Origin of the sequence: Bradyrhizobium sp. 61, from assembly GCF_023073075.1 — a bacterium.
In the GTDB taxonomy this organism is placed as follows: domain Bacteria; phylum Pseudomonadota; class Alphaproteobacteria; order Rhizobiales; family Xanthobacteraceae; genus Bradyrhizobium; species Bradyrhizobium barranii.
The window spans coordinates 85,393-103,179 of the sequence record NZ_JADPIU010000067.1 but is presented as its reverse complement, the minus strand read 5'-3'; the positions used below and the strand labels follow the sequence as shown (position 1 = coordinate 103,179).

The following is a 17,787-nucleotide window of genomic DNA, read 5'->3' as shown; positions in this document are numbered from 1 at the left end:
TGCCAGAGATAGACAATGCAGAAGGCCCGCCTTTGCGCGGGCAGGAATGTTGTTGTTCGATGAGTAAACCCGCTGAAAAGCCAGAGGTCGTGCAGCTTCCGGCCGAGCCGGTGAGCGCGCCATCGGCGAGCAGCCGCCGGGCTGCGTCGCAGCGGGTACGCGAGGCGCGCGACAAGTTAACGTCGACCAGCGGAACCCGACCGGCTTTCGACGCCGAGATGCTGCGCCAATATGCCCAGACGCGGCTGTCGGCCTCCTATGTCGTGATGCTGCTGGTGGTCGCCACCGGCGTGCTGTTCGGGCTGTGGATGCAGCCGATCCCGGCCGCGGCCTGGACCGCCGGCATGCTCTGCATCCACGCCGCGATGATCCGCAGCTGCCACCGTTTTCTGGCAGAGACCTCCTCGCCCGCGGCGACGCGCACATGGCGGACGCACTTCGTCGTGCTCGACCTGCTCTATGGCCTGTGCTGGATGGCGATCCTGATCCATCCCGTGCTCGACATGGTCACGGAAACGCTGATGATGTTCCTGATGCTGCTGGTGATCGCAGTGTCGAGCATGCTGGCCGCCAATCTGCCGATCGCCGCCCTCGCAGCCACGGCGCCGGTCGCGGTCGCGATGGCGCTGAGCTTTGCAATCACCGGCGCGCTCGACAATTACATCCTGGCGGCGCTCGCGCTCGCAGCCGAAGGCTATTTCGTGCTGCTGGCGCACCGCCTGCACTCCTCGACCTTCGCCACGCTCGAGGCACGCGCCGAGAAGGACGCGCTGATCGGCGAGCTCGAACAGGCCAAGGCGATCTCGGACGAAGCGCGCCACCGCGCCGAATCCGCCAACGTCGCAAAATCACGCTTCCTCGCGCAGATGAGCCACGAGCTGCGCACGCCGCTGAACGCGATCCTCGGCTTCTCCGAGGTGATGAAGAGCGAAATCTTTGGTGCACACGCGGTGCCGGTCTACAAGGAATATTCCGCCGACATCCATAATTCCGGCGTGCACCTGCTCAACCTCATCAACGAGATCCTCGATCTGTCGCGGATCGAGGCTGGCCGTTACGAGCTCAACGAGGAAGCGGTGTCGCTGGTCGGCATCGTCGCCGACTGCCATCATTTGATGAAGCTGCGCGCCTCGAGCCGCGGCATCACCATCCACGAGGTGTTCGAGCAGGCCATGCCGCGGCTCTGGGCCGACGAGCGAGCGATCCGCCAGGTCGTGCTCAACCTGCTCTCCAACTCGATCAAGTTCACCCCGCAAGGCGGCGAGATCTGGCTCAAGGCCGGCTGGACCGCTTCGGGCGGGCAATATCTCTCGGTGAAGGATTCCGGCTCCGGCATCCCCGAGGACGAGATCCCGATCGTGCTCGCCTCGTTCGGCCAGGGTTCCAACTCGATCAAGTCGGCCGAACAGGGCGCAGGGCTCGGCCTGCCCATCGCCAAGAACCTGATCGACCTGCATGGCGGCACATTCACGCTGAAATCGAAGCTGCGCATCGGCACCGAGGTGATCGTCACCTTCCCGCCGGAGCGCGTGATGAGTGCGCTGGCGCCGATGTCGGACGATTCTCCGCCGCTCCAGCCGGACAGTTCCGCGGTGCCCGACGAGAAGCGCCGGCCGCGCCACAAGCCGATCATGAGCGCAGGTACGGGCTCTTAACGAGATGCTTGCAGACATGCCCGACGATCCCCCACTATGGCCACATGAGCAAAGAAACGCCGTGCGTCGCCGTCTGCATGATCGATCCCAAGACCAGGCTGTGCTTCGGCTGCGGCCGGACCTTGCCGGAGATCGCGCGCTGGCACGCCATGGAGAGCGCGGAACGGTTCGCGGTGATGGCGCTGTTGCCGGCACGCATGGCGGACGCGGGTTTGCAGCCGATCGCGGGATCGCCGAAACGCGCCTGACCGCCCTGCGTCGCCTCGGAGGCGCGCAATGATCCGCTTCCTGCTCGTTCTCGTCATGCTCGCCGGCACGGCCGGTGCCGTTGTCGCCTATGGCGATCCCGACCGGATCGTGCGCGCGAGCAACAAGGTCTCGCACATGTTTCGCGCGCAGATCGCCCCCCCGGCCCCGGCCGTGCAGATCCAGCGCGGCCAGGGCGGCGAGTTCGCGCTGCGCGCCAAGATCAACGGCGTCGCCGCACCGATGGTGATCGATACCGGTGCGACCTCGGTGGTGCTGACCTGGGAAACCGCGAAAGCGATCGGACTGCCTCTCGAGATGCTCGAATACGACGTCGATCTCGAAACCGCGGGTGGCCACACCAAGGCAGCCCGCCTTACGCTCGACCGTCTCTCCGTCGGCCACCTCGTCGAAAAGTCGGTGCCGGCCCTCGTCGTGCCCCGCGGGCAGATGAAGACCAATCTGCTCGGCATGAGCTTCCTCGACCGCCTGGAGAGCTGGGGTGTGCGCGCCGACAAGCTGATGCTCACCGGCTACCCGGAATTGCCAGATCGCCGCGCGTTGCGATAATGCGCTTCGCTACCCGATCCGTGCGCACGATCCAGGCCCAATCAGCCGGGACTGCCTGAGCCGCACAACGCGATCGGCGCTTGTTAAATCGCCCTTGGCCGCTCTGGCGCCAGTCAAACTGACGGCGCCGCTCCATCCCCGGCACATCCTGCGCCGACGCATTGCGCGGACCAAACAATATCGAGACGCTCACCAGGATCACTATGGCCATGAAAATTGGCATCGCTGGTCCCTCATCAAATCGACCCACATGACGGGTCCGAGCCCAACGTCTCCGACGCGAAAACAACCGCGAACGTCACCGCATGAAATGCTGCGAGGGCCGAAGGATCGTCGGACGAGTAAATAACAGAGCAATAAACAATCTTTGATTGTGGAGCGCATCTTGTCTAACGCTTCATTGTCGCAACCCTCTCGATCCACCCATCATTGCGATGTCGAGTATTGTCGCTTCGTCATCATGACGGACAGCGGCCGATCTGGCGCCTCGTAAGGCCACCTTTGCGCCAGCGCGCTGCGCAGCATCGGCGCGGCTGCCAGCCAACCGCCTAACTCGAGCCCCCGCGAACAATCCATCGATGTGGCATTTCCTCTATTTACAAACCGCCTAGTCGGTTTATAACAATCCCATTCCCGGATCGGGGTTGGACAAGGCTGCTCCGTGAGGTGCGGCCAAGTGGGAGATTGAGAGTCATGACTGCCAGAGCCGCCTTACGCCGCACGATGCGCGCCCTGCCCTTTGCCGCGGTGTTCGCCGCGAGCAGCGCCTGCGCTGCCGACCTGTCGCCGCGCTACGCCGCACCCTCCTCGGCCTACACGGCGCCGCAGCCGGTGTATTCGTGGACGGGTCTCTATGCGGGCTTCAACGCCGGCTACGCAGAGAGCGGCGACGACGCGTTCAATAATCTCGTCGGCATCAGCGGCGGCAAGGTCAAGGGCGCCGTCGGCGGCGTGCAGATTGGTTACAACTACCAGCTCTCGCCGATGTTCGTGGTCGGCATCGAGAATGACTTCGAGGGCGGCGACATCAAGAACCGCGACGCGCTCAACAGCGCCGCGGTGAGCATCCCCTGGTACACGACCGGCCGCGCCCGCGCCGGCATCGCGACGATGGATTCACGGCTGCTGTTCTTCGGGACCGCTGGTCTTGCCACCGGCGAGTTGAAGGACGGGCCGATCAACAAGATGAAGATGGGCTGGACCGCGGGCGGCGGCGTCGAATGGGCGTTCCTGCCGAAATGGTCGGCCAAGGCCGAATATCTCTACACCGAGTTCGAGCACGACGATCTGCCGGACTGGAACGCCGCGAAATTCCACACCTTCCGCGTCGGCGTGAACTATCATTTCGATCTGCTCCGCTGAGACGGATCGACGAGGAGCCGGATTTTCACGATCCGGCTCTTCACCCGTTTGGGCTAGGCCGCGGCCTCCGCCGGAGCGCGCGCACCGACACGTGCGATCGCGTCGCGCAGCACGTCCACACCGGCGCCCGGCTTCACCCCCTGCTCGGCAAGATGGCGGCGGAAGGCGCGCGCACCGGGCACGGCGTGGAACGCCCCGACGAAATGCCGCGTGATCGCATGCAGCCGCGTGCCCCGCGCAAGCTGCTGCTCGATATAGGGCATCATCGCTTCGAGCGCGTCCTGCATCGTCGCATGCGGCGCCGCTTCGCCGAAGATATCTTGATCGACGGAGAGCAGCCGCCATGGCTCCTGATAGGCGGCGCGGCCGAGCATCACGCCGTCGACGTGCTCGAGATGCGCTTTCGCCTCGTCGATACCGGGGATGCCGCCGTTGATGATGATGGGCACATCAGACATCGCGCGCTTGAGGCGATAGACGCGGTCATAGTCGAGCGGCGGGATGTCGCGGTTCTCCTTCGGCGACAGACCGTTGAGCCAGGCCTTGCGGGCATGCACGATCAGCGCATCGCAGCCTGAGGCGACCACTCCACGCGCAAGCGTATCGAGCGCGACCTCCGGATCCTGATCGTCGATGCCGATGCGGCATTTGACGGTGACGGGAATGGAAACCGCGCCCTTCATCGCGTCGACACATCGCGCCACAAGCTCCGGCTCCGCCATGAGGCAGGCTCCAAAGCGGCCATCCTTCACACGATCCGACGGGCAGCCGACATTGAGGTTGATCTCGTCATAGCCGAACTCTTCGCCGATCCGCGCGGCCAGTGCGAGCTCGCGCGGATCCGACCCGCCAAGCTGAAGCGCCACCGGATGCTCGACCGCGTCGAACCCGAGCAGCCGCTCCCGGTCGCCATGAATGATGGCACCGGTCGTCAGCATCTCCGTATAGAGCAGCGCCCGCCGCGTCAGATGGCGATGGAACACCCGGCAATGCCGATCGGTCCAATGCGGAGCTGCCCTTTGTAGCTGCCGTTGTCGTTCTTGGTGACGTATCCGATTGCGGTCATGGTCTTTGTCCTTTGTTCGCGAGGAGCCGATCCCCTCGCGATGGCTGGACCGTGATGGGAAGCGAAACGCCTTCGAACCCGCGTTCACGCGGGGCGTAGCGCATGCGGAGCACCTGAGCCGATGGCTTTTTTGGAGCGAAGCGGCCGCGAGGAGCCGGACTTGTCCGGCGGGGAAAAAAGCTATGCGAGCGAGGGTTTGGCAGGCGGAGCCCTTCCCATAGGTCACTCAGCCACGCGCAGGGAGATCGGACCCGCTAACACAGAAGGACAAAGGCCGACGCACGTCGGAATGTCTCGAGACGATGGCGCTCGAGGGCTACCGCGGTCTCTCATCAGTGCCTCGGCGTCGACATCATCCCCAACCGCGCCAAGGCCGCCGAGACCCGCTCTGACGTTCGTGACATGCCCCGACGTATCGCGATCGCTACAGGTTGGACCTGCTCCGGCGAAACAGCAGCAAAGACCATGTGAACCTCGCCCTGGCAGCGCCAACCTCCGGCCTGCCAGCTCTGCCGCATTCTCGGCCGGGCGGCCGGCGAGGACGACAACAGCGCTCGTCGCCTTGATCTGGAGATCCACCGACTGACGCCAACGGTCTCTTTGCGCCTCGCGGCGCGCTGATCGAGTCCGCAAGCTTCATGCAGCCCGGCATGACCATCGGTATCGGCGCCGAATGGATGTTCGCGCCGAACTGGTCGGTCTTCGCCGAGTATAACTACATGTGGTTCCTCGACGACAGCGCGCGGGCGTTCACACTGGCCGGCGGCGGCGCGGGTGAAGTCATCAACGTCCAGCAGCGTGCCTCGACCGCGCTAGTCGGCGTCAACTACAAACTCCAGTGGGATGCCCCTGTCGTCGCCAAATACTGAAGTCTCTCGGCAAACCTCCACCCCCCTCGAGCCCCGGTACGTCCGGGGCTCCTTTTTGAGCGAGGCTTCGGTTCAGGCCAGCCCTCCAATTGTCCGATCTGTGCAACGCCACCAGGGGAAGTCTCATGGGTTTGCGCTCTTGGCTTCTCATCCTGGTGACGGCCGCCTTCGCGCACGTCATTCTTCATGCCTTGGATCGCCAGATCGACGCCGGCATCCATCGCCTGTCGGAGGCAACGATCAACCATCCTGGTGCAGGCAGCAGTGCGGAGCCCGACCTGAGATCGGTGACGGCACGAAGCGCCTACATGCGCAACGAACGTTGAACGCACCTCAACCTCGTCCCGATCCTATGCCGTTCCTATGAGATAAGCCTGCCTGTCCCCTCGAAATCATACTGGTCGCGAACGATATTGGTCGCGCCATTCAGGGCAAATTCTCGTTCCAGTGCGCCCGCGCACCTACTGTAAGGAGTATCTTCGTGCTCCACCCCGCTCCCTTCACCGATCGCGACCAGGTGGTCGAGACCATGATCTCGCTCACCCATCTGTCGAATCTCAATCGCGCGATCGTCGCGGGCCGTGGTAGCGCCGAACTCTATCAGGCGCTGCGCCAGCGCGGCTTCACCCGAATTGGACTGCCCTCCATCTTCTTGCGTAAGCCGGCCTTTTCCGTCGGCCTCATCACCGTGCAAGACATGTTCAGTGAGTTCGAGATGGCGCTGTCCCAGATCGCACCATCTCTCGGCCCGACCGCTGCAATCGCGGTGCTGATCAAGTCGAACGAGGCGGGCTTCGCGCTCAAGGTCCGCAAGAAGCTCGAACAGCTCGGCTTCCGAATCGAGGCCGGGGTCAGATGCCGTCAGGGCTTCGTGATGTCCGCCTACCGGCAGGATTCTGCCCAGATGAAACGGGCGGCCTGAAACGCGGAGCTGCGGCTGAGTGCGTCTATATGAGTTTCCTATGCGGCGACGCCGCAGGCGCTCTCGCTTTCCTACATCCCGCACGTCATCATGCTGCAGCAGGCACGTTGCGGCGAACGATCGCGATGTATTGGGAGCATCATGACGTCGCCCTACTACCTCGCCATGGCCGCACTGTTGGGCCTGGTGACAACGTCCTCCTCCCTGATCGGCGCCGCGATCGGACTTCACGCCCCCTTTTCAAAGCGCCCCCAGGCGCCGCACCTCAATCTGTGTTGCCAGCCCTGGAAACGACGCCAGCACCCCCTCAATCGCATTGCAGTGCGAGCAGACGAAGAAGCGGGATCTTCAAATCCCGGTTTCAACAGGAACAGGCGATCTCCAGTCATGTCCGTTCTCCCGAAGTCGACGGAAACTTCAATGGCCGAACAGCCGGTAGCTCCGATCCGCATCGCGCAAGTGCCGGCTCTCATTGGTCCAGCCTACTGCACGCCGATAGCTGCCGAGCACTGCGGCTTGCTTCAACGCGGCGACGTCGACCTGTTGCGGCGCGTCGGCGAATGGCGAGACGAACAGCGCGTCCTCGGGGCAGTAGAGCTCGCACAGGAAGCAGGTCTGGCAATCGCTCTGGCGCGCGATCCTGGGAATGTCGTCGGTCTTGTCGAAGACATTGGTCGGGCACACGTTGACGCAGATATCGCAAGCCGTGCAGCGCTCGGCATCGATGACCTCGATCATTCCGCGGCCTCCGCGTACTGAGAGGAACGCAGCGGGCGCGCCGAGGTCCAGACATCGTCGAGCCCTCCGGTCGTCACGTAGTGGCGATAGCGGTCGTCCTGCTCGGGATAGTCGTCGCGGCGATGCATACCCCGGCTCTCCTGACGCGCCAGCGCGCTCCGATACATCCAGCGCGCCGTTGCGAGCATTGCCGTGGCCTCACGTGCGCGAAGCAGATCCTGCTCGTCTGACGCGTCGGCATTCGATGCCTCAGACCAGAAGCCGTCCAGACGCCATAACGCCTCGCTGAGCCGCCCGGCTTCGCGGAAATAGTTCAGCTCGTACGGAAACACTTCGTCCTGAACGCTCCGTGCGAGCGCGCCGCCCTGCAGCGGCCGCCCGTTGCCGGAGCGCAGACCAACTGTGCCGCGTCGGAACCTCTGTCGTCCGCTCGCGGTACCCAGCTGTCGCGCAAACTCGGCGGCGCCCTGACCAGCCCAATACCCCGACGACATTGCCCAGGCCGCATTGTGGCTACCGCCCCCGGTGAAACCACCGCAGATCAGCTCGCGGGTTGCCGCGTCGCCCGCAGCGTAGAGACCGGGAACGGTAGTCGCGCAGCTGTCGTCAACGATCCGCAGCCCACCCGTACCGCGGACGGTCCCCTCGAGGCGAAGCGTGATCGGAAAACGCTGCGTGAACGGATCGAGGCCGGTCCGGTCGAACGGCAGGAAGAAGTTCGGCTGAGATACCCTCATATGCCGCTGGGTCTCGGCGTTGGCCTCGTCGAGCCGGGCGTACACCGGGCCCTTGCGCAACGCCCGAGCAATAATCGACCGGCCGCCCTTGGATGACGCCCCCGGGATTACACTGCCTTCCTCGTCGGTGAAGTTTGCCCAGCTGTAGAACAGGGTCTTGGTCACGGAGCCGAATGCCGGCGAGATAGCATAGGCGTTGGAGAACTCCATGCTGGTGAATTCCGCGCCGGCCTCGGCCGCCAGGAGATAGCCATCGCCGGTCAGAACGTTCGAGCCCAACGTCTTGCTAAGGAACGCGCATCCGCCGGTGGCGATCACCACAGCCTTCGCATTGACCACCCAACGGTCGCCTTTCTGCCGTCGCAGGCCTGCGGCGCCGGCCACCACGCCGTTCCCATCCACCAAAAGCTCGAGCGCCGGCGAGTGATCCAGAATGGTGACGCCGGCTTGCTTCGTTCGCTTGCGCATCAGCCGCATGTATTCCGGACCCTGGAGCGAATTCCGCTGCGGCTTGCCGTCGTCATCCGAAGGATAAGGATAGCCCCAATCGGCGAGCTGGTTGCTCTGGGCGTAGGTCCGGTCCAGCACGCGCGCCATCCAGCGACGGTCCTGGAGGTGGCCACCGAGTTTCTCACGGCTGGCCATCGCGGCCTCGCGGCGCTCCGGAGCGGGGTCGACGTACCAGACACCGGTGCCGGCCGCCGCGGTCGCGCCTGAGGTGCCGCAAAACCCCTTGTCCGCCAGCACGACGCGCGCGCCGCGGCCGGCGGCGCTGATCGCCGCCCATGTGCCCGCGGGACCGCCACCGAGCACCACCACATCGGCATCGAACACGACGGATCCTGCCGAACTCGATAGCTTCTCGGCACGGCCAGGTGGGTTTGTCATCGCTCGTCTCCGGATTGAACCTGTTCAGAACGCGGGTATCTGACCCGGCAGCTTGTCCTTGATGGTCTGGCGGACCGTATCGTTCTGATAGGCGCGCACCAGCTTCGCGACCCAGGGAGCATCCTTGTCCTTCTCGCGAACGGCGATGAAGTTGTTGTAGGGATTGTTGACCGAGGATTCGATTGCGATGGAGTCCTTGCGGGGAATGAGGCCGGCGGGGACGGCGTAATTGGTGTTGATGACCGCAGCATCGACGTCGTCCAGGCCGCGCGGCAGTTGGGCGGCGTCGATTTCACGGATCCTGAGCTTCTTTGGATTTGCGGTCACATCGAGCGCGGTCGGCAGGATCCCCACGCCGTCCTTGAGCTCGATCAGCTTTTCGGCCTGAAGCAGCCGCAGGGCCCGGCCACCGTTCGAAGGATCGTTGGGGATGCCGATCGACGCCCCCTCCTTGATCTCGGCAACCGACTTCGCCTTGCGGGAATAGAGCCCGATCGGTGCGACGATCGTCTCGCCGACGGCGACGATCTTGTATCCCCTGGTCTTGATCTGGTTGTCCAGGAACGGCTTGTGCTGGAAGGCATTCGCATCGAGATCGCCGACATCCAGCGCGGCATTGGGCAACAGATAATCGTTGAAGACGACGACCTGCACATCGAGGCCGTCCTTGGCCGCGATCTCCTTCACCTTCGCCCAGATGATTTCGGCATCGCCGCCCGATATCCCGACCTTGATCTTCTGATCCGCGGAGGCCGGCGCGGTGAATAGTGCAAAGGCGGCCATCACGAGCAACAAGCGACGTCTCATGGTCTACGATCTCCTTATCGAGCGATAATCTGTTCCGACGTCTAGCCGACGCGGGCAACCAGGACGTCCGCCGTGGCATCCGCGAACTCAGACGACATGTCGTTGAAGAGAGCAAGTTCCTGAACCGTCGCAGCACGCGGGCGATGGTTCGAACCCTTGGAGCCTTGAAGGAAGAAGCGATCCACAGCCTGCACAAACCCCGGCGAGCCTGCAATCTCCGATGCGTGCCTCTCACTTCCCGCCACGAAGGCAAAGCTCATCTGATTGACGTCGACGACATAGATCATGGTGCAGTTTCCCAACGGACGGCGCTCTCCTAGCTGCTGAACCCCGCCGGGATGAAGGCCGGGATCTTCTCTTCGATGAACTGCTTCACTTCCGGCGAGTTGAACACCTGGATAAATGCCTTCAGGCGCGGATCGTCCTTCTTGTCGGGCCGGGCCGTGAAGCGCAGCACGAGCCCGTCATCAACGGTGCGGTCGATGATGAGCGCAGATTTTGGATCCCCGCCGGCCGGAATGAGGTAGGTGATGTTGACGAGCGCCAACGTTACGTCGTCGAGCGACCGATAGGTTTGGGCGGGGTCGAGCTCGACGATCTTGAGGTTCTTTGGATTCTCGATGATGTCGAACTTGCTGACCGAGAAGCCCTTACCGGGCGCCAGCTTGATCAGCCCGGCCCGCTCGAGCAGGATCAGCCCGCGTGCGCCGTTGAGCGGCTCGTTCGGAATGGCGACGCTGTCGCCGGACTTGATGTCGTCGAGCTTCTTGATCTTCTTCGAGAACAGACCGACCGGCGCAATGACGCCGACCTTGTCGACCTGCACAAGGTTGAAGCCGCGCTGCCTATTCTGAAGCGCGAGATAGGTTGCATGCTGAAACAGATTGGCGTCGACATCGCCGCTGTTCACGACCTCGTTCAATGCCACCCAGTCCGACAGCTCGACGATCTTGACGTCCTGCCCTTTCTCCTTGGCGAGCTTGGCGGCAAAGGACGCCAATTGCCCAACCGGGCCGGCGCTGGTCGCGATCTTCAGCGGCTCGCCGGCGAAGGCGGCCGCCGTGAGAGCAAGCCAGAGACCTGCGGCCTGGGCGGTGCGACGAAGAATTTTCATGATCTCAAGTCCCATTACGATTCAGATGATGTGCCTCACGCAGCCTTGCGCGCCCCAACGTCGGCCTGTGCGAGCGCCTGACCGAGATCCGCCAAGATGTCGTCGGGATGCTCGATCCCCACCGACAGGCGTACGTAGCCGGGCGTGACCCCGGCGGCGAGCTGCTCGGCTGCGGTCAGTTGCTGATGCGTCGTCGATGCAGGATGAATGGCTAACGACCTGGCATCGCCGATATTGGCGACGTGATAGAACAGCTTGAGCGCGTCGACGAAGCGACGGCCGGCCTCGACGCCCCCTTTCAGCTCGAAGCCGACCAGCCCGCCATAGCCGCCCTTCAGATAGGCGTCCGCCCTGCGCCGGTTCTCTCCGTTTTGCAGACCGGGGAAGATCACGTTCGAGACCGAGGCGTGCTTGGCGAGGAAGTTCGCGACCTTCACCGCATTCTCGTTGTGCTGGCGGATGCGCAGCGGCAGGGTTTCGAGGCCCTGGATGAACTGGAAGGCATTTTGCGGCGCGATCGATGCGCCGAGGTCGCGCAGCAGCTTGACGCGGGCTCGCAAGATGTAGGCGATCGGGCCAAGCGGCTTCGCGGCCTCAGTCCAGATCGCGCCGTGGTAGGCCTCGTCGGGCTTGTTCAGAAGCGGAAAGCGATCGGCATGCGCGGCCCAGTCGAAGTTGCCGCCGTCGACGATGGCGCCACCGATCGCGGTGCCGTGGCCTCCGATATACTTCGTGGTCGAATAGACCACCACCGCAGCGCCATGCTCAAACGGGCGTGCGATCAGCGGCGACGCCGTGTTGTCGAGGATCAGCGGCACGCCAAGCGAGCGGCCAATGTCCGCGACCTCCTTGATCGGGAATACGTGCAGCTTGGGATTCGGAAGCGTCTCGCCGAAATAGGCGCGCGTCTTGGCGTCGGTCACGCGACGGAAGTTTTCGGGATCGGCGGGATCGACAAAGCGCACTTCGATGCCGAACTGCTTCAGGGTCTGCGATAGCAGCGTCCAGGTGCCGCCGTAGAGATCGGTCGAGGACACGATATTGTCGCCGGCCTGGGCAATGTTGAAGATCGCGAAGGCGGAAGCCGTCTGTCCAGAGGCAACTGCGAGGGCGGCCGCCCCGCCCTCGAGTGCAGCAAGCCGATCCTCAAAGGCCTGCTGGGTTGGATTGCCGATACGGGTGTAGATCGGTCCGAGCTGCTCGAGCGCGAACAGGCGCGAGGCGTGATCGGCGTTCTCGAACTGGAACGAGGTGGTCTGATAGATCGGAACCGCGACCGCGCCGGTGGCGGGGTCGGAGCGGTAGGATCCGCCATGCAACGCCAGCGTCTCGAAGTTCCGGGTCTCCAAGGTCATCTGCAATTCCCTTTCGATCTCGAGAGCGCGCCATGCGCGGCAAGCCGTGCTTGTCGACGAAAATGATGCGGTCGGATTCTGCTGCTGTCGAGCGTGTCTGAAAAATAGCGATGCGCGTGCTGCGTCATTGCAGCTTCGCAACGCGTTTGTTCCCGGTCCTTCGCTGAATTGGAAACAAACTCGCTCGCGCAGAATGTTAGAAATGCTCACGCGAAGAGATGTTCTTTGCAATTGACGATTGGGCCCGACCATGACGAGACCGCGCGAGCTGCGCATTAACGCTTTCAACATGACTGCGCCCAGCCACAATTGGGCGGGCCTGTGGTCTCATCCGCGCGATGCGTCCATCGACTACAACACGCTCGATTATTGGGTCGACTACGCCAGGACCGCGGAACGCGGACTGCTCGATGGCATCTTCCTGGCAGATGTGTTCGGCGTTTACGACGTCTATGGCGGCACAGCCGATACCGCCGCCCTGCATGCGGTGCAGCTTCCGAACGCGGATCCGACGCTGCTCGTAGCCGCCATGGCGCTCGTCACCAGCCATCTCGGCTTCGGCATCACATCGAACCTGACCTTCGAGCATCCCTATCAGCTCGCACGTACGTTTTCGACGCTCGACCATCTCACCAAGGGCAGGATCGGTTGGAACATCGTCACGGGCTATCTCGACAGCGGCGCGCGTGGGATGGGCCTTCCGGCTGGTCGCGCCCATGACGAGCGCTATGACGCGGCCGAGGACTTTCTGACCGCGGCTTACAAGCTATGGGAGGGAAGCTGGGAGGACGATGCGGTTCGCCGCGACCGCGGCAGCCGCGTCTTCACGGATCCCGCCAAGCTCCACCGGGTTCTGCATGATGGTCCCTACTTCAAGGTTGACGGCATCCATCTCGCCGAGCCCTCGCCGCAGCGAACGCCGTTGCTGTATCAGGCCGGCACCTCGAAGCGCGGCCGTGCCTTCGCCGCCCGGCACTCGGAAGCGATCTTTCTCAACGGTCAGACCAAGCCAATCCTCGCACGCGCTGTCCGCGAGATTCGAGAAGTGGCCAAGACCTATGGCCGCGATCCCTACGACATCCGCGTGTTTGCCGGCGCGACCGTGATCGTGGCGCCGACGCGGACCGAGGCGAATGATCTGCTCGAGGACTACGCGCGGCATGTCGATCAAACCGGCCAGCTCACTTTGTTGTCGGGCTGGACCGGCATCGACTTCTCGACCTACCGGCCCGACCAGCCGATCGAATATGTCGAGAGCAACGCCATCCAGTCGATGGTCGAGAATTTCACGGTCCGGAGCGACCGGCCGGTCAATGTCGGCGACCTCGCCAGATTGAGCCGCGCCGGCGCCCGCTCGCCCTTCGTGGTCGGCTCGCCGCAGGACGTCGCCGACGAGCTGATCGCTTGGGCTAACGAGACCGACGTCGACGGGTTCAACCTGTTCCGCCTGGTCGCGCCGGAGTCGCTGAACGCCTTCGTCGACCTCGTGGTGCCGGAGCTACAATCGCGCGGCGTCTACAAGACCGCCTATCGCGACGGCACGCTACGCGAAAAGCTGTTCCCGGGACGCGGCCCGCGGTTGCACACGACACATCCCGGCGCGAGCTTCCGGCGTGCGCCTTCCACGACTGCGCTCCAATCCGACGCCGCCGAATAGCAAGGGCGGAGCTCACGCCTGCGTGCGATGCTCGCGGAACGCGGCTGCCAGCGCCCCCAAGGCGGCCCGTGACCGCCGATCGGTCAAGGACGAATGAAGCACGACCTCGGACGGCGGCAGCTTGGGAAGCCCAAGCTTCTCGCCGATGTCGATCGTGCCACTCGGCGCGATCCGATACGACAGCGGCGCGATGGCGAGCCCCGCCACGACGGCGGCGTGAACCGCCGAAGAGCCGCCTCCCAGGAACACCTCGATCCATTTGATGCCGACCGCATCCAGCGCCTGCGTGGCTACGTTGCGCACGCCGCAGGTCGGAGCCAGCGCAGCCAGACGTAAGGGCTCTCCCGGCCTGTGCTCGAACCCCTGCGCCGCAAACCAGCCGAAGCGCTCACGCGCCAGCGTCTCGCCATCACGACGATCGTCCTCGCGCTGGACGATGGCCGCATCGAGCCGTCCCTGGTCGAACAGGTCGAGGAGGTTGCGCGAATTGTCGAGCGGGACCTCGATGGTCAAATTCGGATCGTGCGCGTGGAGACGTGACAGCAGGGCTGGGACTTCCGGCCCGGCGACATGCGCAGCGATACCAAGTCCGAAGTGACGCGGAGACGCATTGAGCCCCGCGATCGCGCGTTCGTGAGCAACGATCAGCTCCCGCGCGCCCTGCAGAAAGGCCGTCCCTTGCGCAGACAGCCGGACCGATCGCGGCGTCCGCTCGAGCAACCGATGCCCGATGCGATCCTCGAGCCGCTTCAGCTTGACGCTGATCGCGCCTTGCGTCGTCCCCAAAGCCTTGGCGGCACGCGTGAAGCTGTGAAGGTCGGCCACCATCACAAAGGCTCTGACGGCATCGACATCGAGCGAGAGCATTCCATCATCCGGCTTTGTTGTCTCTGAAATCTATATCGATCGGATTTTGTTGTGGTCAAGGGCCCCCTATGTTCGCTCAGCCTGACGCGGGCCTAAGCGCACGGGACGCCAATCCCTCCCGGAGCGAGCGATGGCGCATGCGTGCTGGCAATCGACACCATGTTTGGAGGTCACGGCCTTGACGGTCTTATCGTCACGACGAAACACGATCGCCCTGGCCGCAACGTGCCTCGCGTCCCTCATGTTCGGCCTGGAGATATCCAGCGTACCGACGATCCTGCCGACGCTCGAGACGGTGCTGCACGCCAGCTTCCAGCAGCTGCAATGGATCATGAATGCCTACACCATCGCGGTCACGACGGTGCTGATCGCAACCGGCACGCTGGCAGATCGCTATGGCAGAAAGCTTGTATTCGTGGTCAGCATCGCCGTGTTCGGCCTCGCCTCCCTGATCTGCGGTCTGGCGGAAGACGCGCTCCTCCTCATCGTCAGCCGCTTCTTCCAGGGCATGAGCGGTGGTGCGATGCTGATCTGTCAGGTGGCGGTTCTCTCCCATCAATTCCGGGAAGGCCCCGAGCGCGCACGCGCCTTTGCCGCCTGGGGGATCATCTTCGGCATCGGTCTTGGTTTCGGACCGATCATCGGCGCGACGATCGTCGCGGTCTCCGGCTGGCAGTGGGTGTTCCTGATCCACGCATTCATCGCAATCGTCACGATCGCGCTCGCGGTGACCGGCGTGCGCGAGTCGCGCGATCCCGAGGCAAAGCACCTCGACATCGCAGGCATTGCGACGCTCTCGACGTCGGTGTTCTGCGTCGCCTTCTATATCACGGAAGGCCCCGACTTCGGCTTCACTGGACCAACCGGCCTTACGGTCGCCGCGACGGCCGTTCTGAGCTTCATCGCCTTCGTGTTGGCGGAGTTGCATAGCGCCCGCCCGATGTTCGACTTCTCCGTGTTCCGGATACGCGCCTTTTCTGGCGCGCTGCTCGGATCGGCCGGCATGAATTTCAGCTTCTGGCCCTTCATGATCTACCTACCGATCTTCTTTCGCAGCGCCCTCGGTTACGACAACGTCGCAGCTGGCCTTGCGCTTCTCACTTACACGCTTCCGACGCTTGTGATTCCGCCGCTCGGCGAACGGATACTGCTGAGGTTCGGCGGCGGCATCGCCATTCCGGTCGGCCTGTTCGTCATCGGACTTGGCTTCATGCTGATGTGGGCCGGTAGCGGCGTTGAGCATGTTACCTGGTTGACACTGGCGCCAGGATGTCTGCTTGCGGGCGCTGGCCTTGCTCTCACCAACACACCGGTGACCAACGTCACGACGGGAGCGGTGTCGAGCACGCGAGCCGGCATGGCATCGGGCATCGACATGAGCGCCCGCATGATCGCGCTCGCCATCAACATCGCCTTGATGGGCTTCATCCTGATCGCCGGCATTTCCTCCCGGCTGAGCAGCGCGCTTCCCGGTGCGCTCGATGCCAGCCATCTGCAACACCTTGCGGAGCGGATCGCCGGCGGCACCGCAGGCATGTCCGACTTCCCCGAGCTGAGCCTCCTGCCGGCAGCGGAAACTGCCGTGCAAGATGCGCTGATCCACGGCTTCAGGCTGATGATGCTCTATGGCGGACTGTCCGTCTGGATCATGGCGCTGGTAAGCTTCGCGATTTTCGGCGAGAGCTACGCCGCACGGAAGCGCTCCGCGAAGAACAGCGATGAGCCAAGCTGTGTTCCCCGCTCATCGCCCTGATCGGATGCGTCAAGGCAGTGCGCTACGACAACATCTTTTCCACGCCGATAGCTCCATTCTCAATTCCCAGCGCACGAGAGAATGTTCGTTTCCTTCTGCGCCCGACTGCGAAATTGCCACGCGGACCCGTTTGCCGGCAAAGTGAGCCGTCCAGTCTCCCCAAACAGAGGTCGAGACGGCAAGGCAGTTTCGTTGAACAGGATACCCGAAATGCATCATCTCACGTTCCGCCTGCGAGCACTTGCCGCGGTTGCGCTCGGCCTCTTGGCCGTGGCGTCCGTTCAGCCCGCGAGGTCGGAGGAGATCCGCATCGGCTATCAAAAATCCTCGACACTAACGGCGATCCTGAAGACCAACGGGGAGCTGGAGAAGGCGCTCGCGCCGCTCGGCGTCACCATCTCGTGGCACGAGTTCAGCAGCGGCCTGCCGCTGCTGGAAGCCATCAACATCGGCAGCATCGATTTCGGCGCGGACGTCGCCGACACCGTGCCGATCTTCGCGCAGGCCGCGGGCGCCAAGCTCGCCTATATCGCGGAGGAAGCAGCCTCGCCGGCTGCGCAGGCGATCGTCGTTCCACAGTCTTCAACTATCAAGACCATTGCTGAGCTCAAGGGCAAGAAGATCGCCGTCACCAAGGGCGCCGGCAGCCACTATCTGCTGCTTGCGGCGCTGGCGAAATCCGGACTCAACTTCAAGGACATCACGCCCGCTTATCTGACACCCGCCGACGGCCGCGCTGCGTTCGTTAGCAACAACGTCGATGCCTGGGTGGCCTGGGATCCGTTCCTGACCAGCGCCTTGCACCAGACAAAGGGCCGCACCCTGACGGACGGCAGCAACGGTCTCGCGAGCTACAAGCGCTACTATCTCGCTTCGGCCGCGTATGCGGACAAGCACGCCGAGGTGCTCAACGTGATCTTCGCAAAACTCTCCCAGACGGGAAAATGGGTCAAGGCCCAGCCGAAGGACGCGGCCACATTGCTCGCCGGGCTCTGGGGTATCGACGCCGCGACCGTCGAAGAGGCCAACAGCCACCGTTCCTATCAGGTTGGCGCGGTGACCGGCCCGGGCCTGTCCGAGCAGCAGCGCATTGCGGACGCGTTCCACGCCGAGGGCCTGATCCCCGTGAAGATCGATACCACGGCGATCAAAATCTGGGCGCCGAAGGGGTCCTGACTTCC

Annotated in this window: 18 protein-coding genes and 1 pseudogene; 10 read left to right on the top strand and 9 right to left on the bottom strand. The window is 63.6% G+C overall.

Going from position 1 to position 17,787, the window contains the following annotated elements; genetic code table 11:
- Positions 1-59: 59 nt before the first annotated feature.
- The 4 genes from IVB46_RS24365 to IVB46_RS24350 all read left to right on the top strand — a co-directional run bounded on the left by IVB46_RS24365 (position 60) and on the right by IVB46_RS24350 (position 3,833).
- Positions 60-1,655 (top strand): HAMP domain-containing sensor histidine kinase, encoded by a 1,596-nt coding sequence (locus IVB46_RS24365; RefSeq protein ID WP_247306977.1) that lies wholly within the window; start codon positions 60-62, stop codon positions 1,653-1,655.
- Positions 1,656-1,699: 44 nt separating this feature from the next.
- Positions 1,700-1,903, top strand: a complete 204-nt coding sequence (locus IVB46_RS24360) for a DUF1289 domain-containing protein (RefSeq protein WP_247306974.1) — start codon at positions 1,700-1,702, stop codon at positions 1,901-1,903.
- Positions 1,904-1,931: 28 nt separating this feature from the next.
- Positions 1,932-2,471, top strand: a complete 540-nt coding sequence (locus IVB46_RS24355; protein WP_071915186.1) for a TIGR02281 family clan AA aspartic protease — start codon at positions 1,932-1,934, stop codon at positions 2,469-2,471.
- Positions 2,472-3,164: 693 nt separating this feature from the next.
- On the top strand, positions 3,165-3,833 hold the full coding sequence (locus tag IVB46_RS24350; protein WP_247306973.1) for an outer membrane protein: 669 nt from the start codon (positions 3,165-3,167) through the stop codon (positions 3,831-3,833).
- A gap of 53 nt (positions 3,834-3,886) precedes the next feature.
- Here IVB46_RS24350 and dusA read toward each other — a convergent pair whose 3' ends face one another.
- Positions 3,887-4,816, bottom strand: a complete 930-nt coding sequence (gene dusA / locus IVB46_RS24345; RefSeq protein ID WP_247306971.1) for a tRNA dihydrouridine(20/20a) synthase DusA — start codon at positions 4,814-4,816, stop codon at positions 3,887-3,889.
- Between the two features lie 733 nt (positions 4,817-5,549).
- On the opposite strand from dusA, the gene IVB46_RS24340 reads away from it, so the two are divergent.
- The 3 genes from IVB46_RS24340 (at position 5,550) to IVB46_RS24330 (ending at position 6,690) form a co-directional block, all read left to right on the top strand.
- Entirely contained in the window at positions 5,550-5,768 is a 219-nt protein-coding gene (locus IVB46_RS24340) for a hypothetical protein (protein WP_247343653.1), read from the top strand.
- Positions 5,769-5,893: 125 nt separating this feature from the next.
- Entirely contained in the window at positions 5,894-6,094 is a 201-nt protein-coding gene (locus tag IVB46_RS24335; protein WP_247315051.1) for a hypothetical protein, read from the top strand.
- Between the two features lie 155 nt (positions 6,095-6,249).
- Complete coding sequence (locus tag IVB46_RS24330; RefSeq protein WP_247315049.1) at positions 6,250-6,690, top strand: hypothetical protein; 441 nt, start codon at positions 6,250-6,252, stop codon at positions 6,688-6,690.
- Positions 6,691-6,942: 252 nt separating this feature from the next.
- Here the strand turns inward: IVB46_RS24330 and IVB46_RS24325 are convergent.
- From IVB46_RS24325 to IVB46_RS24295, 7 genes and pseudogenes are all read right to left on the bottom strand, one after another.
- Positions 6,943-7,079 (bottom strand): annotated as a pseudogene (locus IVB46_RS24325) (DUF3088 family protein); the annotation flags it as partial.
- A gap of 28 nt (positions 7,080-7,107) precedes the next feature.
- Positions 7,108-7,428: a ferredoxin family protein gene (locus tag IVB46_RS24320; protein WP_247315047.1), complete on the bottom strand. Its 321-nt coding sequence runs from the start codon at positions 7,426-7,428 to the stop codon at positions 7,108-7,110.
- Positions 7,425-9,053 (bottom strand): FAD-binding protein, encoded by a 1,629-nt coding sequence (locus tag IVB46_RS24315; protein WP_247343649.1) that lies wholly within the window; start codon positions 9,051-9,053, stop codon positions 7,425-7,427. The genes IVB46_RS24320 and IVB46_RS24315 overlap by 4 nt, the downstream gene beginning before the upstream one ends.
- 24 nt (positions 9,054-9,077) lie before the next feature.
- On the bottom strand, positions 9,078-9,860 hold the full coding sequence (locus IVB46_RS24310; protein ID WP_247315043.1) for a MetQ/NlpA family ABC transporter substrate-binding protein: 783 nt from the start codon (positions 9,858-9,860) through the stop codon (positions 9,078-9,080).
- Between the two features lie 41 nt (positions 9,861-9,901).
- Positions 9,902-10,147 (bottom strand): hypothetical protein, encoded by a 246-nt coding sequence (locus IVB46_RS24305; protein ID WP_247315041.1) that lies wholly within the window; start codon positions 10,145-10,147, stop codon positions 9,902-9,904.
- A gap of 29 nt (positions 10,148-10,176) precedes the next feature.
- Positions 10,177-10,974, bottom strand: a complete 798-nt coding sequence (locus tag IVB46_RS24300; RefSeq protein ID WP_247343646.1) for a MetQ/NlpA family ABC transporter substrate-binding protein — start codon at positions 10,972-10,974, stop codon at positions 10,177-10,179.
- 35 nt (positions 10,975-11,009) lie between these two features.
- The gene (locus IVB46_RS24295) at positions 11,010-12,329 is read right to left on the bottom strand and encodes a PLP-dependent transferase (protein WP_247315037.1); all 1,320 of its coding nucleotides are present in this window, start codon (positions 12,327-12,329) and stop codon (positions 11,010-11,012) included.
- Positions 12,330-12,579: 250 nt separating this feature from the next.
- On the opposite strand from IVB46_RS24295, the gene IVB46_RS24290 reads away from it, so the two are divergent.
- A complete protein-coding gene (locus tag IVB46_RS24290) occupies positions 12,580-13,986 on the top strand; it encodes an LLM class flavin-dependent oxidoreductase (protein ID WP_247343643.1) in 1,407 nt (468 codons plus the stop codon).
- A gap of 12 nt (positions 13,987-13,998) precedes the next feature.
- On the opposite strand, the gene IVB46_RS24285 is transcribed toward IVB46_RS24290, so the two are convergent.
- Positions 13,999-14,853: a LysR family transcriptional regulator gene (locus IVB46_RS24285; RefSeq protein ID WP_247315034.1), complete on the bottom strand. Its 855-nt coding sequence runs from the start codon at positions 14,851-14,853 to the stop codon at positions 13,999-14,001.
- Positions 14,854-14,983: 130 nt separating this feature from the next.
- Between IVB46_RS24285 and IVB46_RS24280 the strand changes: the two genes are divergently transcribed.
- The gene (locus IVB46_RS24280; RefSeq protein WP_256468630.1) at positions 14,984-16,606 is read left to right on the top strand and encodes an MFS transporter; all 1,623 of its coding nucleotides are present in this window, start codon (positions 14,984-14,986) and stop codon (positions 16,604-16,606) included.
- 210 nt (positions 16,607-16,816) lie between these two features.
- Positions 16,817-17,782 carry an aliphatic sulfonate ABC transporter substrate-binding protein gene (locus tag IVB46_RS24275; protein ID WP_247315033.1) on the top strand — a complete coding sequence of 322 codons (966 nt, stop codon included), beginning with the start codon at positions 16,817-16,819 and terminating at the stop codon, positions 17,780-17,782.
- Positions 17,783-17,787 lie beyond the last annotated feature (5 nt).

Bases quoted from the DNA above. Each gene is read 5' to 3' on its own strand.
- IVB46_RS24350 (WP_247306973.1), top strand. From the start codon at position 3,165: ATGACTGCCAGAGCCGCCTTACGCCGCACGATGCGCGCCCTGCCCTTT.
- IVB46_RS24310 (WP_247315043.1), bottom strand. From the start codon at position 9,860: ATGAGACGTCGCTTGTTGCTCGTGATGGCCGCCTTTGCACTATTCACC.
- IVB46_RS24335 (WP_247315051.1), top strand. From the start codon at position 5,894: ATGGGTTTGCGCTCTTGGCTTCTCATCCTGGTGACGGCCGCCTTCGCG.
- IVB46_RS24315 (WP_247343649.1), bottom strand. From the start codon at position 9,053: ATGACAAACCCACCTGGCCGTGCCGAGAAGCTATCGAGTTCGGCAGGA.
- IVB46_RS24355 (WP_071915186.1), top strand. From the start codon at position 1,932: ATGATCCGCTTCCTGCTCGTTCTCGTCATGCTCGCCGGCACGGCCGGT.
- IVB46_RS24360 (WP_247306974.1), top strand. From the start codon at position 1,700: ATGAGCAAAGAAACGCCGTGCGTCGCCGTCTGCATGATCGATCCCAAG.
- IVB46_RS24295 (WP_247315037.1), bottom strand. From the start codon at position 12,329: ATGACCTTGGAGACCCGGAACTTCGAGACGCTGGCGTTGCATGGCGGA.
- IVB46_RS24320 (WP_247315047.1), bottom strand. From the start codon at position 7,428: ATGATCGAGGTCATCGATGCCGAGCGCTGCACGGCTTGCGATATCTGC.
- IVB46_RS24340 (WP_247343653.1), top strand. From the start codon at position 5,550: ATGACCATCGGTATCGGCGCCGAATGGATGTTCGCGCCGAACTGGTCG.
- IVB46_RS24275 (WP_247315033.1), top strand. From the start codon at position 16,817: ATGCATCATCTCACGTTCCGCCTGCGAGCACTTGCCGCGGTTGCGCTC.
- IVB46_RS24280 (WP_256468630.1), top strand. From the start codon at position 14,984: ATGGCGCATGCGTGCTGGCAATCGACACCATGTTTGGAGGTCACGGCC.
- IVB46_RS24300 (WP_247343646.1), bottom strand. From the start codon at position 10,974: ATGAAAATTCTTCGTCGCACCGCCCAGGCCGCAGGTCTCTGGCTTGCT.
- IVB46_RS24365 (WP_247306977.1), top strand. From the start codon at position 60: ATGAGTAAACCCGCTGAAAAGCCAGAGGTCGTGCAGCTTCCGGCCGAG.
- IVB46_RS24285 (WP_247315034.1), bottom strand. From the start codon at position 14,853: ATGCTCTCGCTCGATGTCGATGCCGTCAGAGCCTTTGTGATGGTGGCC.
- IVB46_RS24305 (WP_247315041.1), bottom strand. From the start codon at position 10,147: ATGATCTATGTCGTCGACGTCAATCAGATGAGCTTTGCCTTCGTGGCG.
- IVB46_RS24290 (WP_247343643.1), top strand. From the start codon at position 12,580: ATGACGAGACCGCGCGAGCTGCGCATTAACGCTTTCAACATGACTGCG.